The sequence below is a fragment of the Dyadobacter sp. NIV53 genome (assembly GCF_019711195.1).
GTDB lineage: Bacteria > Bacteroidota > Bacteroidia > Cytophagales > Spirosomataceae > Dyadobacter.
In genome coordinates this window covers 4,196,736-4,213,482 of the sequence record NZ_CP081299.1, presented here as the reverse complement: position 1 = coordinate 4,213,482, position 16,747 = coordinate 4,196,736, and the positions used below count along the sequence as shown (strand labels likewise).

At 39.5% G+C, this 16,747-nt stretch carries 14 protein-coding genes; 10 read left to right on the top strand and 4 right to left on the bottom strand.

Going from position 1 to position 16,747, the window contains the following annotated elements:
- Nucleotides 1-33: 33 nt before the first annotated feature.
- The 8 genes from KZC02_RS17235 to KZC02_RS32515 all read left to right on the top strand — a co-directional run bounded on the left by KZC02_RS17235 (nucleotide 34) and on the right by KZC02_RS32515 (nucleotide 9,416).
- Nucleotides 34-474, top strand: coding sequence for a hypothetical protein (locus KZC02_RS17235; RefSeq protein WP_221389845.1), 441 nt, complete (start codon nucleotides 34-36; stop codon nucleotides 472-474).
- Nucleotides 475-660: 186 nt separating this feature from the next.
- Nucleotides 661-1,428: a hypothetical protein gene (locus KZC02_RS17230; RefSeq protein WP_221389844.1), complete on the top strand. Its 768-nt coding sequence runs from the start codon at nucleotides 661-663 to the stop codon at nucleotides 1,426-1,428.
- Between the two features lie 62 nt (nucleotides 1,429-1,490).
- Complete coding sequence (locus KZC02_RS17225; protein WP_221389843.1) at nucleotides 1,491-2,495, top strand: YhcG family protein; 1,005 nt, start codon at nucleotides 1,491-1,493, stop codon at nucleotides 2,493-2,495.
- 202 nt (nucleotides 2,496-2,697) lie between these two features.
- Complete coding sequence (locus KZC02_RS17220) at nucleotides 2,698-3,249, top strand: dihydrofolate reductase family protein (RefSeq protein WP_221389842.1); 552 nt, start codon at nucleotides 2,698-2,700, stop codon at nucleotides 3,247-3,249.
- 178 nt (nucleotides 3,250-3,427) lie between these two features.
- Nucleotides 3,428-4,513, top strand: a complete 1,086-nt coding sequence (locus KZC02_RS17215; protein WP_221389841.1) for a Fic family protein — start codon at nucleotides 3,428-3,430, stop codon at nucleotides 4,511-4,513.
- A gap of 177 nt (nucleotides 4,514-4,690) precedes the next feature.
- Entirely contained in the window at nucleotides 4,691-6,595 is a 1,905-nt protein-coding gene (locus KZC02_RS17210; protein WP_221389840.1) for an alpha/beta fold hydrolase, read from the top strand.
- Nucleotides 6,596-6,870: 275 nt separating this feature from the next.
- Nucleotides 6,871-8,280 carry a ribonucleotide reductase N-terminal alpha domain-containing protein gene (locus KZC02_RS32520; RefSeq protein ID WP_255636872.1) on the top strand — a complete coding sequence of 470 codons (1,410 nt, stop codon included), beginning with the start codon at nucleotides 6,871-6,873 and terminating at the stop codon, nucleotides 8,278-8,280.
- A complete protein-coding gene (locus tag KZC02_RS32515; protein ID WP_255636871.1) occupies nucleotides 8,271-9,416 on the top strand; it encodes a hypothetical protein in 1,146 nt (381 codons plus the stop codon). Before KZC02_RS32520 ends, KZC02_RS32515 begins: the two co-directional genes overlap by 10 nt.
- A 55-nt stretch (nucleotides 9,417-9,471) precedes the next feature.
- Here the strand turns inward: KZC02_RS32515 and KZC02_RS17200 are convergent, their stop codons facing one another.
- Both KZC02_RS17200 and purB read right to left on the bottom strand, forming a co-directional pair.
- A complete protein-coding gene (locus KZC02_RS17200; RefSeq protein ID WP_221389839.1) occupies nucleotides 9,472-10,050 on the bottom strand; it encodes a Uma2 family endonuclease in 579 nt (192 codons plus the stop codon).
- Between the two features lie 91 nt (nucleotides 10,051-10,141).
- A complete protein-coding gene (gene purB, locus KZC02_RS17195) occupies nucleotides 10,142-11,497 on the bottom strand; it encodes an adenylosuccinate lyase (RefSeq protein ID WP_221389838.1) in 1,356 nt (451 codons plus the stop codon).
- Nucleotides 11,498-11,655: 158 nt separating this feature from the next.
- On the opposite strand from purB, the gene KZC02_RS17190 reads away from it, so the two are divergent.
- A complete protein-coding gene (locus KZC02_RS17190; protein ID WP_221389837.1) occupies nucleotides 11,656-12,396 on the top strand; it encodes an MIP/aquaporin family protein in 741 nt (246 codons plus the stop codon).
- Between the two features lie 32 nt (nucleotides 12,397-12,428).
- On the top strand, nucleotides 12,429-12,926 hold the full coding sequence (locus KZC02_RS17185) for a heme-binding domain-containing protein (RefSeq protein ID WP_221389836.1): 498 nt from the start codon (nucleotides 12,429-12,431) through the stop codon (nucleotides 12,924-12,926).
- Nucleotides 12,927-13,009: 83 nt separating this feature from the next.
- Here the strand turns inward: KZC02_RS17185 and KZC02_RS17180 are convergent, their stop codons facing one another.
- Complete coding sequence (locus KZC02_RS17180) at nucleotides 13,010-15,193, bottom strand: chitobiase/beta-hexosaminidase C-terminal domain-containing protein (protein ID WP_221389835.1); 2,184 nt, start codon at nucleotides 15,191-15,193, stop codon at nucleotides 13,010-13,012.
- Entirely contained in the window at nucleotides 15,194-16,654 is a 1,461-nt protein-coding gene (locus KZC02_RS17175) for a DUF1501 domain-containing protein (protein ID WP_221389834.1), read from the bottom strand.
- Between the last annotated feature and the right edge of the window lie 93 nt (nucleotides 16,655-16,747).

The following is a 16,747-nucleotide window of genomic DNA, read 5'->3' as shown; positions in this document are numbered from 1 at the left end:
CAACAATATTATTAATTCCAAAAATGTAAAATTTTGATACTAACTGAAAACGAAATAATAGAAATAAAAGGCGCCGTTTCATCAGCTCTAAATCAAGTTTACCTGCATGATTTTTCGTTGATTGAAAGACGAGCTCATGAACGTTCCTGCGCATTTAGATTTGGACTCTATTTTACAGAATCAGTTGCTCAAACTTCATTCGTCAACGATTTGGAATTAACTATTGATTTCGATTACAATCGTAACATTGAAAATGTAAAAAATATGGAAGGCTTTAATCTAAGGCATGGCATTTTTCCTGATATTATTTTACATCACCGTGGATTTAATGATAAAAATATTGTCGTTATAGAATTTAAAGGTCATTGGAGTGGAGCTGGACGTGATGATGAAAAACTTAGAGGCTTTACAAATCAAGAAATTAACGACTACAACTTGGTTTGGGCGGCTTTGTTAGATTTGCAGAACGTTTAGAAGATTGTGAAATTGTTTACTATAAAAACGGAACACTAGAAAATGAATAAAGAAAATAGGCAAAAACAAAAGGAGTTGAACGGATTCGATTGGACATAATCACAAAGCTTAACTTCCCTTCTTCAATTCAACTTCAGCTGTAAACGCACTACTGAGGCAATACTCAAAACCGTTGGATATAATACAATGCAACAGCTAAATAGCTACGCCGATGATCGATTGATTCGTGGATGCATCTATTGTGGCGGCTCTCCTGAAACACGCGACCATGTGCCAACTAAATGCCTTCTTGAAAAGCCCTACCCTTCCAATCTACCTGTTGTAGGCTGCTGCGATTCTTGTAATCAAGATTTTTCGAAGGATGAGCAATATTTTGTATGCCTTATTGAAAGTGCTCTTTGTGGCTCAACCGACCCAAAAAAGATTCGTAGAGCATCAGTCGCTAATATTATGCAAAACTCACCTACCCTTCGACAACGTATTGAGAACTCAAAAATCGACGTAAACAACCAAATTGCTTTTGTACCAGAAATGGAGCGTGTTTGCAATGTGCTGTTAAAACTGGCGCGAGGACACGCAGCTTTTGAGCTCAGTCAACTTTGTCGCACCGAGCCAGATCATTTCTGGTGTGGCCCTCTTTCATCGCTCCCTCAGGAAAGCCAGGAGGTGTTCCATTCGGCTCACTTTCAACAGGTATTTGGCGAGGTAGGATCCCGTAATATGCAACGCCTACTATTAACACAAATAACTTTCAAGTCGGATGATGGTGATAAAAAAAATATTGAAGTGCTTATAAACGATTGGATTGATGTTCAAGATGACCAATACAGATACATAGCAATTGATGAGATGGGCACTTTAATTATAAGAATTGTGATCGCTGAATACTTCGCCTGTGAAGTTGCTTGGCGACACAATGGAGATGCAGAGGATGAGCAGCTCAACTCAAACTAGCGAAGTATCTTCCTGAATCTTTTCTTTCGTTTTGCTATCATACAAAATATATCACCTTGTAAATGGAAATAACACAATCAAAATATAATGATTTAATCAGTCAAATTGGTAATTTATTACTAAAAGGAAGAGAACAGGCTGCCAAATCGGTAAACACCATTTTGGTGCAAACATATTGGTTAATAGGAAGACACATTGTAGAATACGAACAAGGCGGAAAAGAAAAGGCTGAATATGGAAGCTTCCTTTTTGAGGAACTTTCAAAGGACTTGACAAAGCTTTACGGAAAAGGTTTCAGCAGAGCTAATTTGCTATACATGAGGAAACTTTACTTAACATTTCCAAAAAGTGAGACACTGTCTAACGTTTTGAGTTGGAGCCATTATTTCGAGATTTTACGCACTGACAATGAACTTGAAATCAACTTTTACGCCAGACAAACTGAAAAGGAAAATTGGAGTGTTAGGGAACTGAAACGACAAATGAAAAGTATGTTGTTTCACCGTTTGGCAATGAGCAAAGACAAAAAAGGTGTATTAAAACTTTCGGAAAAGGGTCAAGAAATTCAGAAAGCCGAGGACATTTTGAAAGATCCTTATGTTTTAGAATTTTTGAATATTCCCGAAAATCACCAATATCTTGAAAGCGAATTGGAAGAGAAGATCATCTCAAACCTACAAAACTTTTTGTTGGAATTAGGAAAAGGCTTTACGTTTGAAAAACGACAATACAGAATTTTAATAAGTGGAAGACACTTTTATGTGGACTTAGTTTTTTACCACAGAATTTTAAAATGTTTTGTATTGATTGATCTTAAACGTGGTGAGGTAACGCATCAAGACGTAGGACAAATGAATTTGTATCTAAATTATTTCAAGAAAGAAGTAAACACAGAGGGTGATAATGAACCTATTGGAATCGTTTTGGGAGCCTACAAAGACCACGTTTTGGTAGAATACGCAACCGAGAACATTAGTAATCAACTTTTTGTAAGCAAATACCAGTTTTATCTACCAGACAAGAAGCAACTTGAAAATGAACTGAACAAATTGCTGGAAGAAAAATGAATCTAAAAAACTCGCCAGCAGCTAACAAGGTGTTGCCAAACCTTCATATATTTCAAATCCACCAGTAGCACAACTCCTGCCTCAATGAAAAACATGGACAAAACGAGCTTGGGAAACGCTTTTCGGTTGTTTGAACCGGCGATATTGCTTAAAAACCATTAGCAATCAAAAGAATTTACAAATGATTTACTAAGCAAATAGCATGAGAAAACTAATTGCAGCAATGAATATGACAATTGATGGGATTTGCGATCATACGGCAGGGATTGCAAATGACGAACTACATCAACATTATACTGATCTTCTAAGTAATTCAGGTACTATTCTGTATGGAAGAATAACCTTTCAACTGATGGAGTATTGGCAAACGGTGCTGAAAGATCCTACCGGAGACAAATCAACGGACGAATTTGCGGTGGCCATAGACAGAATTCCAAAAATTGTTTTTTCCCATACACTGGATCACGTTGAATGGGAAAGCACTATTGTGGCAAAACGCGATTTGAAAGGAGAAGTTTTAGAACTGAAACAGCAATTAGGAAAAGACATTTTAGTCGGCAGTCCTAGCTTGATTGTAAGCCTGACGGAACTTCATTTAATTGATGAATATCAACTTTGTATTCATCCGGTTATAGCAGGAAACGGATTGTCCTTATTCAAAAACATAAGCGACCGGACTGTACTTAAACTTATAAAAACAAAAACTTTTGATTACGGCGCAGTAACGCTCTATTACGAGCCGACAAAGGGATGACTGGTAAATGACACAAATCTTAGGACGAGAGTAGCAAATACGCTTAACAGTCCTAAAATCTTGTCCTCCGCTTCCAAAAAAACAAGTGTAAAATTTACCTTTGTTGATCGAACGAGAGTAAATTATTCATATTTTTACTCTCGTATTATAAACAAGAGTAAAACTTACTCTCGAAAATATGGGGATATTGGATAAAAACTTACCATACAACGACCTGCCTCTGCTACCACCGAAGGCAGATATTGAAACTAAAAACATACTCCGCAAAACCATATCGGCAGGCAGATCCTTGGCTCAACTGAACGGAACATTACTCAATTTACCCAATCCTACGCTGTTTTTGGACACTATATATTTGCAGGAAGCAAAGGCAAGTTCCGAAGTAGAAAATATCATTACCACCAATGATGAGCTATACAAATCCCTGGTAGCGGACAGAAAAGTGGAAGATTTTGCCACAAAAGAAGTTTTGAGCTACAAAGAGGCACTTTGGTCTGGTTTGGAACAACTGAAAACCAAACCTTTCATTACTACCAATCTTTGTATAAAAATTGTTCAGTGTATCAAACAAAATAACGCTTCCATTCGGGTCATTCCCGGAACAACACTAAGCAATTCAAGTGGTGAAGTAATTTACACACCGCCCGGTGGAGAAGACATAATCAGGGAAAAGCTGGCCAATTGGGAAAGGTTCATCAATGAAGACAACAGCATTGACCCCTTAATCAAAATGGCCTTGATGCACTATCAGTTTGAAGCCATACACCCTTTTGCCGACGGTAACGGAAGAACAGGACGAATTTTACTATTGCTATATCTCAAACTATCGGGTTTGCTGGATACGCCTGCCATTTATTTAAGCGAATACATCATCAAAAATAAAGCGGAATACTACCGAGTATTACAAGATGTAACTGAAAAAAATGAGTGGGAAGCATATATTCTGTACATGTTGGATATGATTGAAGAAACTGCAACCAGGGGATTGGAGCGACTGAATAAGATCACAGCGGCAATGGAGAAAATTGCAGGAGAAATCAAACAACAGCTACCAAAAATCTATTCCAAAGATTTGATAGAAATTTTGTTTCGACTACCGTACACAAAACGTCAACATTTGATAGATGAAAACATCGGAAATGCAAAAACAGTGGGTATCTATTTACAGAAATTGGAAGAAAACGGATTTTTACAGTCGGTAAAGGTGGGCAAGGAAAAATTATACCTGAACCAGCAAATGCTGAAAATATTGGAAGAGAGATAAAACCAACTAATCATAAGTTTTGGCATGATTTATGGATAAAATATGGATAATTTATAGATACTTCTAAGACAAGAGAACCAATCTGACCGGTTAATCAAAACCAGCCATTTTTCAATAGTAACTATTTGCACTTCATCCCTTTACCTCACATAAATCTTCACTAAAACTTCCAAAGAGATGCTCTATTCAAAGTCAGTGATAATCGTGGTCGTTCTGGCCGGATTTTTAAGTTCTTGTGGCAAGAAGGGTGAACAGGATAAACCCCGAACGCCAAAACAATATACCATTGAACAACTAGCTAATAACTTGTCCGTTTCTGCAGCCGGTTTCAGTTCCGATGAATCGAAAGTATTAGTTAGCAATAATGCCTCCGGAATCTTCAATGTGTACGAATTGAACGTTGCCGATACGACTTCCAAGGCGCTCACAACTTCAAAAAAAGAATCATTTTTCGCGGTTGATTATCTTCCTAACAGTGACAATTATATCTATTCGGCGGATCAGGGCGGAGACGAAAATGCACATCTTTATTTGAGATCAAAAACGGATTCAGTTTCCAAAGATCTGACTCCATGGCCAAAAAGCGCCAATAATTTTGCCGGATGGAGCGATGATAAAAAGTCCATGTACGTAACCAGCAACAAGCGCGATCCAAAGTATTTTGATATATGGAAACTGGATACGGCGTCCTGGAAACCCACTTTATTATACGAAAACAAAGAAGGTTACAGTCCATCGGCGGTAAGCAAAAGCGAGCGATATGTGGCGCTGACAAAAGAAATTACGGCAGATAAAAACGACTTATACTTGTACGACCGTACTGCGAAAACGACCAAACGCCTAAGCAACGACAATGAGGCAACCTGGTTTCCGCTGGCATTTGAGAAAAATGATACCATTATGTATTACGCGACCAGCGACGGAAGCGAGTTTAGCTACATCACCAAGTACAATATCAAGAGCGGAAAAGCAGAGAAATTTTTCGAGGACAAATGGGATGTTGTAAACATGAGTCTGAGTGAAAATGAAAAGTACCACACAATTTTCATCAATGATGATGGGAAAAATAAAGTGCTTCTGTTTGATCATGCAACCGGAAAGGCAGTAAGTTTTCCGGAAATTAAAGATGCCGATGTATTGAATGTGATTATTTCCAACTCTGAAAAAAACTTACTGCTGACCGTCGGAAGCAGCACCAGCCCGGCCAATTTGTATTCATACAATATTGAGAAACAGGATTTGAAACAATTGACGTCCACTTTAAATAAGATGATCGACCAGAATGATCTTGTAAAAGCAGAAGTAGTAAGATTTAAATCGTTTGACGGAAAAGAGATTCCTGCCATTTATTATAAACCGTTACAAGCGAGCAAGGATAGTAAAGCGGCTGCGTTGGTATGGGTTCATGGTGGGCCAGGTGGACAAAGCCGTGTTGGATTCAGTAATTCGATTCAATACCTGGTGAATCACGGTTATGCGGTTTTGGCTGTAAATAATCGCGGCAGCAGCGGCTATGGAAAAGGTTTTTACAAAATGGATAACAAAGACCACAGCAATGGTGATTTGAAGGATTGTGTATGGGGCAAAAAATGGCTGACGGAACAAAATTATATCGACAGCAGTGCAATCGGGATTTATGGAGGTAGTTACGGAGGTTGTATGGTTTTGGCTGCTCTTGCATTCAAGCCGGATGAATTTAAAGTTGGTGTCGATTTGTTTGGCGTGGCCAACTGGTTGCGAACGCTCAGAAGCATTCCGCCTTATTGGGAGGCGGCACGAAAGGCACTTTATGATGAATTAGGAGATCCGTCGACTGCCGACAGTGTTCGATTAAAAAGTATATCCCCATTGTTTAATTACCAAAAAATCAAAAAACCTCTTATCGTTTTCCAGGGCGCCAATGACGTTCGGGTTTTGAAAGTAGAAAGCGATGAAATTGTCGCAGGTGTAAAAAAGAATGGCGTTCCGGTTGAATACGTAGTTTATCCCGATGAAGGTCACGGTTTTGTTAAGAAAGAAAATCAGATCACAACTTCTAAGAAGACTCTTGAATTTTTAGATAAATATCTGAAAACGAAATAAAGGAGACAGGTTAAAGGGAAAATTGTAAAATTTAAGAAAAGGAGACCATTGCTGGTCTCTTTTTTCGTTTTTAAGTGTTACATAATTTTTCTTAAAACCCGACAATAAACTTCTATTTTTGTTAACTTTATTTATATGACAAACAATTAAATATCTTATTTTTAATTAGTTATAATTTTTTTTTGTAAACTTTTCATAATAAACGAACGTACAAATTAATAAATTGTTAAATTTACAACCCCATCAAAGTCGAAAATCACACAGCATATATACTAATGGAAATAACCCAACCTACTCAAACTCAACGCACATATACGAGTGATGAAGCATATCAGGCTTCGTTAATTTACTTTAAAGGAGACGACCTTGCAGCTCGTGTCTGGGTAAATAAATATGCATTAAAAGATTCTTATGGCGCTATCTATGAAGCAACGCCGGATGATATGCATCATAGGATTGCAGGAGAAATAGCAAGGATTGAAGTTCGTTACCCAAATCCATTAACCGAGAATGAAATTTTTGAACTGATCAAAGATTTTAAATATATCATTCCTCAGGGAAGTCCAATGACAGGTATTGGAAATCCTTTTCAGATTGCTTCCTTATCTAATTGCTTTGTAATCGGCAATGGAGACGCTTCCGATTCTTACGGAGGTATTATGAAGATTGACCAGGAACAGGTTCAGTTGATGAAAAGACGTGGCGGAGTTGGCCACGATCTGTCACATATCAGGCCAAAAGGTTCTCCGGTTAAAAACTCTGCATTGACATCGACGGGAATCGTACCATTTATGGAACGTTATTCCAATTCTACCCGCGAAGTAGCACAGGATGGCCGCCGTGGGGCATTGATGTTATCTGTTGCTATCAAACACCCTGACTCTGAGGATTTCATTGATGCAAAACTTGAATCAGGTAAAGTAACTGGGGCCAATGTTTCTGTTCGTATCGACGATGATTTTATGCGTTCTGTTGAATCAGGAATTCCCTATGTACAACAATATCCGATAAACAGCTCCGCTCCTTCTCACCGCGAAGAGATTGATGCTAATTCGCTTTGGAAAAAAATTGTACATAACGCATGGCGTTCGGCTGAACCGGGAATTCTGTTCTGGGATACAATTATCCGTGAATCTGTGCCGGATTGTTATGCTGATCTGGGCTACAAAACGGTTTCTACCAATCCATGTGGTGAGATTCCATTGTGTCCATATGATTCGTGCCGTTTGCTTGCCATCAATCTTTTTTCCTATGTTGAAAATCCTTTTACGCCGAAAGCCGTATTTAACTGGGATTTATTCAAAAAACACATAGGTGCGGCACAAAGAATGATGGATGATATCATTGATCTGGAACTTGAAAAGATTGATGCAATCATTCAGAAAATTGATGAAGATCCGGAAGACGATGAAATAAAACGTACAGAGCGTAACCTATGGCTGAATATACAGACCAAAGCCCGTGAAGGCAGAAGAACCGGAATTGGTATTACAGCCGAAGGTGATATGCTTGCTGCATTGGGCCTACGTTATGGAAGTGATGAAGGTTCTGAATTTGCAGTCGAAGTGCACAAAACGGTTGCATTGGAAGCTTATCGAGGTTCTGTAAATACGGCCAAAGAAAGAGGTGCATTTACAATATTTGATGCTGAAAGAGAAAAAACAACCCGTTTATATTGCGGTTGAAAGATGCTGATGCCCAGCTTTATTACGAAATGCTGGAATATGGCAGAAGAAACATTGCTTTGCTTACAATCGCTCCGACCGGAACTACCAGCCTGATGTCACAAACAAGTTCGGGTATTGAACCTGTTTTCATGCCGGTTTATAAAAGAAGAAGAAAAGTCAATCCGAATGATAAAGACGCAAGAGTTGATTTTGTAGATGAAGTTGGTGATTCATGGGAAGAATACGTGGTTTTCCATCATCGTTTCAAACAGTGGATGGAAGTAAACGGATTCGACACAACCATCAATTATGACCAGAAGGAACTGGATGAAATGGTGCAGAAATCGCCTTATTACAAAGCGACATCCAATGATGTAAATTATCTCAATAAGGTAAAAATGCAGGGAGCCATCCAGAAATGGGTGGATCATTCAATCAGTGTAACCATTAATATGCCGAATGATGTAACCGAGGAACTGGTTGGAGAGTGTTACATGGAAGCCTGGAAAGCGGGTTGCAAAGGCGTTACAGTTTACCGCGATGGTTCCCGTTCAGGCGTTTTGATTGCCAATACTGAAAAAGAAGCGGAGACCACTAACCGTACGCCATTTCCAACAATCAGGCCACAGACTCTGGAAGCAGATGTGGTTCGCTTCCAAAACAAAAAAGACAAATGGATCGCATTCATTGGTATCATTGACGATCAGCCTTATGAAATTTTTACGGGTTTTGCTGATGATGAAGATGGAATATTGATTCCAAGATGGGTAAATGAAGGCTTGATCATTAAAAACCGCGAAGCAGACGGCAGTTCTCGTTATGACTTTCAATATAAAAATACGCGTGGTTATAAAACGACCATTGAAGGTCTATCCCACAAATTCAATCCGGAATACTGGAATTATGCTAAATTGATATCCAGCACATTACGTCACGGTATGCCAATTGTTAAAGTAGTTGATCTGATCAGCAGCCTTCAACTGGATGAATCCATCAATACCTGGAAAAATGGTGTTGCCCGTGCGTTGAAACGATATGTACCGGACGGAACAGAAGTGAAAAAGCAGAAATGCCAGAATTGTAATTCCACCAATCTGATGTATCAGGAAGGTTGCCTGACTTGCAAGGACTGCGGTTCTTCGAAGTGCGGGTGATACTATGTTTGGAATAAATGAAAGAAGTCAACTTTTGAAAAGTTGACTTCTTTTTTCAAAAAATATCAGTAATTCTTACTTCCAATCCTGGCAGAACTTCTTCACCACTCAGGATTTCTGAAAATGATACAACTTCATCATTTTCGTCGTGGGCGAAACGATAGATATAAGTTTGCTTTCTTTTTGGATCAATAAGCCATCCTAAACGGACTCCGTTCAAAAGCCATTTATTCATTTTCTCTTTCAAATCGGTCAACTCATCCGATTCTGACATTAATTCAATAACAAAGTCGGGGCAAACATGAGCAAATTTTTTGAGATCCGAAGATGGCACCGTAGCTAATCGTTCATTAGAAATCCACGCAACATCAGGCGCTCTCATGGAACTGTCCGGAAGCGTATAACCACCATTGAAATCGGAAACCTTACCCAAACGTGTTTTACGATTCCAGATATTGATTTCTGTAACTAAATCACTATTTCTAAAACTTGTTTCTATTCCGGTAGGTGGCATAATTACAATTTGTCCTTTTTCATTTCTCTCAATACGTAATTCCGGATTGGCACGACAAAACATATACAGCTCGTCGTCTGAAAAAGTATCTATCTGGGGAATGTTAATAGCTAATCTCATATATCCATCCTCTTTATAAAAGTAGAAATTGCTGAAAAGAGTTAATTAAAGAAGTCAACTTTTGAAAAGTTGACTTCTTTTTTATAAAACATCAATGCGAATCCTCTACAATTCCCAGATAATTAAAAGGAGTAAGTTCTTTTAATTCTTCACGGATTGCTTCCGAAACATCCAGCGTTTCTATAAACCTGGAAATAGAATCATGCGTAATTTTTTCATTGGTACGTGTTAATTCTTTCAGTGCTTCATAAGGTTTCGGAAAACCTTCGCGGCGTAAAACAGTTTGAATCGCCTCAGAAATAACAGCCCAGTTATCTTCCAGTTCCGCTTTCAGAATTTCTCCATTCAATTCCAGTTTCCCTAATCCTTTGATCAAAGAATTTAACGCAATACACTGATGTGCCAGCGGAACACCAATATTTCTTAATACAGTAGAATCGGTCAGATCCCGCTGCATTCTCGAAATCGGTAGTTTTGCAGCAAAATGCTCAAACAAGGCAGAAGCCAGGCCAAGATTTCCTTCTGAATTTTCAAAATCTATCGGATTCACTTTATGTGGCATTGCAGACGAACCAACTTCACCAGCCTTTATTTTTTGTTTGAAATAACCCATGGAAATGTAAGTCCACATATCCCGGTTCAAATCTGTAAGGATCGTATTCAGTCTTTTCAAACAGTCAAATGTTGCTGCAAGATTGTCGTAATGTTCAATTTGCGTGGTATGGCGACTTCTTTTTAATCCCAAACCCTCCACAAAACGATTGGCAAATGCCATCCAGTCCATTTTTGGATAAGCAACATGATGCGCATTAAAGTTACCGGTTGCACCTCCGAATTTTCCGGAATATGGTATTTTGTCCAGCATTTCAAGCTGCCTTTCCAGTCTCTCAACAAAAACGAGGAATTCTTTACCAACCCGGGTTGGCGATGCAGGCTGTCCGTGTGTAAAAGCCAGCATAGGAACATTTTTCCATTCGATGGACATTCTTTTCAGAACAAACAGGACCTGACGGAATAATGGCTTGATCTGACGTTCCAGCGCATCTTTCAAGGAAAGTGGAATGGCAGTATTATTAATATCCTGAGAAGTCAATCCAAAATGTATAAATTCCTGAAATTCAGAAATTTCCAGTTTATCAAACTGCTCCTTAATGAAATATTCCACGGCCTTTACATCATGGTTTGTTTCTTTCTCAATATCCTTGATGTGCAGTGCGTCCTGTTCCGAAAAATCTTCATATATCTTTCGCAGGGAAGCATATTTCTTTTTATCAAATTCGGATAACTGAGGCAAAGGAATTTCACAGAGTGCTATAAAATATTCAATTTCTACATAGACGCGATAGTAAATCAAAGCGTACTCAGAGAAATATGCAGACAGCTCGGATACTTGTTTGTAATACCGGCCATCTACTGGTGAAATCGCCGTAAGTTGATTTAAAGACATGATTTTCAATACAAAGAAATAGATTATCAGACAAAGTTAGTAGAATTCGGCGTCCAAAACTGGTAAATTCTACACGAAATATTCTTTTAGTATTTGTAATAGAAATTTTGAAACTATTCGCATATTCGCCAAACAAACCTTAACTTCTATATCAGCGCATGCAGCAATCCCCTTTTCTCGGAGAATTAGTCGGTACCATGGTTCTTATTTTATTAGGTAACGGCGTTGTAGCCAATGTAGTACTTAAAAAGACAAAAGGTGAAAATGCCGGCTGGATCGTCATTACGGCCGGCTGGGGCTTTGCAGTTATGATCGGAATATTTACCGCGAATGCTTTTGGAAGCGCTGCGGCACATCTGAATCCTGCTGTAACAGTGGCATTTGCTGTATTAAGAAATGATTACGGCTCGGTGGTTCCTTATATATCAGCACAATTGATCGGCGCATTTTTGGGAGCAATGCTGGTTTGGCTTCAATATTTTCCTCATTGGAAAGCTACGGAAGATCCGGGTTCTAAACTCGCCTGCTTTGCTACAGGTCCGGCAATCCGTTCTTATGGCTCTAATTTCCTGAGTGAATTTATTGCTACCTTATTATTAATTGTTGGTGTAGTAGCAATAGGTTATGCCGGCACGTCTGACCCTGATAAAGGTGGAATACCTTCCGGGGTTACCCCTTACCTGGTTGGAATGCTCGTTTGGAGCATCGGGCTTTCATTGGGTGGCACAACAGGTTATGCTATTAATCCTGTCCGTGATCTTGGCCCGCGGTTGGCTTATACCATTTTACCCATTCCAAATAAAGGTTCGTCGGACTGGGCTTATGGCTGGATTCCGGTAATAGCGCCAATTCTGGGTGCTATCGTTGGCGGATTGATTTTACGTTCATATTCCTTTTGATTAATTAGTATTTAACATCTAATTTTTTTCTTATGTTCAAGAAAATCCTGACTGGTTTATTGATCATCCTGGTATTAATCCAGTTTATCAGGCCTGCTAAAAATGTATCAGCAGCAATGTCAGCCAATGATATTGAAAAACATTATCCGGTTCCTGAAAACGTAAAAACAATTCTTAGTAAAGCTTGCCGGGATTGTCATTCAAACAACACGGTTTATCCTTGGTATAATAACATTCAACCTGTTGCATGGTGGCTAAACGGCCATATCAAGGACGGCAAAAGACATTTTAATTTATCTGAATTTGCAGCATATCCACCCAAAAGGGCGGATCATAAACTCGAAGAAGTTATAGAATCCCAGACAGATCATTGGATGCCGCTGGAATCTTACACGAATATGCACAAAGAAGCCAGATTAACACAAGCCGAATCACAGGAAGTGATTGATTGGGCAAATGGATTGCGTAAAGAAATTCAAACCAAACACGCCGCTGATTTTTTGATAAAAGAAAAGGAGGAAGAGCATTAAGCCAAATCGCAGTATTATCAATTACAAAACTTTTCCTGTACAATAATAGTTTTAATTCGTGCATTTGTGGCATTTCCCTTTCCTCAGTTCACAAAGACCTCATCCACAAAAACCCAGGCTTTTTCACCTTTACCAGGATGCCAGGCTGGAAGCTTTGCCAATGGTTTAGCTATCAATTTAATGCAACTTAATTCCTGTAACGGGAAGTCTGCCTCAATAGAAAGATTCTCCACATTTTCTGTTGCTTTTACCGGCATTTGAGGAGTTATCACTTTCAGGAGTTTCAGGTTTTTCTCGTCCTTTCCGCCCCAAACCTCCACTCGAACAGGAGGGAAAATATACCCTCCAACATTTCTCAGCATACTCAAAGTTACGCTCCGTGCTTTCACCGGTTTTTTAAATAATAAATATGCCTGAAAATCTTTGTCCCTGTATCCCAGCCATTTGCCACTTGAATTGGAATTATCACTCTTAATGCCGTTGGCAATTGTAACATCGCGTTGTGCCGGATATTTAGGATCAGGTGTTGTGATCAAACGGACACTGTCGATATGATAAGTGGATCTGAAAAAGAATTTGTCGGCTTGCTTGCTTCCGTACCAACCATTTTTAAATGCTTTCGCTGTGATTTTGGTATTTTTAACAATGGAAATCGGTTTATTATAGATCAATGATGTGCTACTGTCAGGTTCAGTTCCATCATCCGTATAACGGATCGTCGTTCCGGGAATCTGATGCTTTAAACGGATCGTTGTATTTCCTGAAATGATCTGGTCTTCATTTTCTATAATTGGAGGATTTAGCGCAAGAATTAACGTATCACTCCTAAAACCTGTTTCAAAACTGATCTTCTTTTCCTTTTTCAGCTGAGCCAGTTCTTCGGTAGAAATCCCGGTACTCCAGACATATACCTTCTTTAAAGACGGTATTTCTTTAAGCGTTTTAATCTGAGTCATTTTTACAGGAGTTCCGCTAAGTGACAACTCCCTCAGCTTTACTAATTTTTTCAGTTCAGCCAAAGTTGAACCCTGGATATCTGTAAAATTCAGGATCAGTTTTCTTAATTCAGGAAATTGGGCTAGTGTTTTCAGATCCTGATCTTTTACGGGCATTTTGCTCAAATCCATTGAAACAATCTGCTGTTTCAATGGCAGTAATGCGGCAATATCTTCTGATTTAAAATTTGCCCTGTTATAAAAATTCACAAACAAAGCCGGTGATTCTGCTGAAAGTGGTTTTATTAATCTGTAGGTCGTATTCAGTTCCTTAATTTTGTCTGCATCTGCTGCGCTGAAATCGTATTCTTCTTCGGTACGGCCTCCGCCCAGTATATTTTCAGCATAAGTATAAACCGGATTTTGAGGTGAAAGTGAACTAACCATTTGATCAAAACTTGAACCTGCTTTAATCCATGCTGCTAACAGTACAATTTCTTCATCCGTCAACTGCACTTTTCCTCTCGGCGGCATATGTTTTTTATCATCAAGCGGCAAATGAACGCGGTTTAAAAGCAAGCCCAGATCTGCTTTTGTCGTATCCCAAAGTATTCCGTTTTTTCCTCCCTTTGCTAATAATTCCCTGGTTTGCATTTGCAAATTTCCTTTTGATTTTTCAGCGTTATGGCAGGAATAACACTTTTGCTGTAAAACCGGCTGTACCAGGTCATCATAGACTTTCGCCTGTTCGATAGGAACTTTCCTGATAGTTTCAGTTGAAATTTGAAGTGGGGAAATGAGAAAATCTTCACCATGCGTAAGGTTCCCACCTAAATGTCCGCCAATAAGGAGAAGCATTATCAATGAAGATGCAAGCAGCTTGGAGGGAATTTTCCAGGGCAAAAAATATGCACGCAGGCTATACCAGATTATGCTTACAAGTGAAATCCCAATTCCAAGCCATTTGTGTAAGAATAATGTTTCCGCTTCGTAACCTTCTTCCTGTGACAAAATAAAGCCAGAAAATGCAGCAATAACAGCCGTAAATGTTCCGATTAAAAATAAGGTTTCAGCCAAACTTGCATTCCATCTTGATGATTCCTGCTTTTCAACGATTAATGTCCAGAATGCATAAAGCATAAGTACAACCAATGGAAAGTGTAAAACCAGCGGATGCATCCGGCCTACGGCTTGCATCCAGATCGGAACGACAAAACGGTTCTCAAAAACCAGAAGAAATATCAGTAATCCATTCAGGAAAAAGGCCAGATTATAAACCAGCTTTTTCCAATCTGAAAAAAAATGTCGTGAGGGTTTTAAGGTCGAATCCATTTAAGCAATAATCCCTTTTACCAGTTTGCCTGCTACATCGGTAAGACGGTAGCGGCGGCCCTGATTTTTGAATACCAGTTTTTCGTGATCCAGCCCCAACTGATTCAGTATTGTTGCGTGAAAGTCATGAACATGCACCGGATCTTTTACAATATTATATCCAAATTCGTCCGTCTCGCCATATACAATTCCCGGCTTGATTCCACCTCCGGCCATCCATACGGTAAATGCCCGGGGATGATGATCGCGGCCATAATTATCTTTCGTCAGAGTTCCCTGGCAATAATTAGTCCGGCCAAATTCTCCTCCCCAGATTACCAGTGTTTCGTCTAACAAACCACGTTGTTTCAAATCAGTAATCAATGCAGCCGAGGCCTGATCCACGTCCATACATTGTCCTTTTATTTCATTGGGCAATCCGCCATGGCTATCCCAGCCCTGATGATAAAGCTGAATAAACCGTACGCCTTGTTCAGAAAGCTTTCTTGCCAAAAGACAATTGGCGGCATAAGTACCCGGAACTAAACATTCGGGGCCGTACATTTTAACGATAGACTCCGGTTCCTTGCTCATATCAGTAATTTCCGGAACAGCGGTTTGCATCCGGAAAGCCATTTCATATTGTTTTACTTTGGCTGTAATTTCAGGATCGCCAAAGTCTTCATAAGTTCCCTGGTTTAATTCTGAAAGCTTATCCAGCATTTTCCTGCGTTGGTTACGATCCATTCCTTCGGGATCATTCAGATACAAAACCGGATTCTCCCCGCTGCTGAACTGTACTCCCTGATGAACAGAATCCAGAAAACCATTTGTCCATAATTTGGAATAAACGCCTTGCCCATTACCTTTTCCGCGTGAAAGCAATACACAGAATCCGGGCAAATTCTGATTTTCACTTCCCAGGCCATAACTCAGCCATGCACCCATGCTTGGCCGGTTTCCTACCTGCGCTCCGGTCTGAAAAAATGTCAAGGCCGGATCGTGGTTGATAGCTTCGGTATTCAGTGTTTTAATAATGCAAAGATCATCCGCAATGCTGGCCATATGGGGCAGCAATTCACTCATCCATGCTCCTGATTTTCCATACTGTTTAAAATTAAATACTGAACCTGCCAAAGGAAATTTAGCCTGATTGGCAGTCATGCCTGTTAACCGCTGACCGCCACGAATGGATTCAGGCAAATCCTGTCCATGCATTTTGTTCAGCATCGGTTTATAATCAAACAGATCCAGCTGGGAAGGAGCGCCATTTTGAAAAAGGTAAATGACGCGCTTTGCCTTGGGTGCAAAATGGGGCAAACCCGCTACCAGATCGTTCATGTCACTATCGCCGCCGCTGCCTTTAAACATATCGGGAATCAGCAGTGATCCCAACGCGGCACTTCCCAAACCCAAGCTAAGCTTGGATAGAAAATGCCTGCGTGTGGTATTTATTCCGAAATCAAAAACCTGTTTTTCCATTTTTGTTCATGTCATCTTACCGCAATTGACGTTATGGTAAAACGCAATGGGCCGCAATAGTTTTGCTCTTGTCTTGCGTTCCATTACGTAATC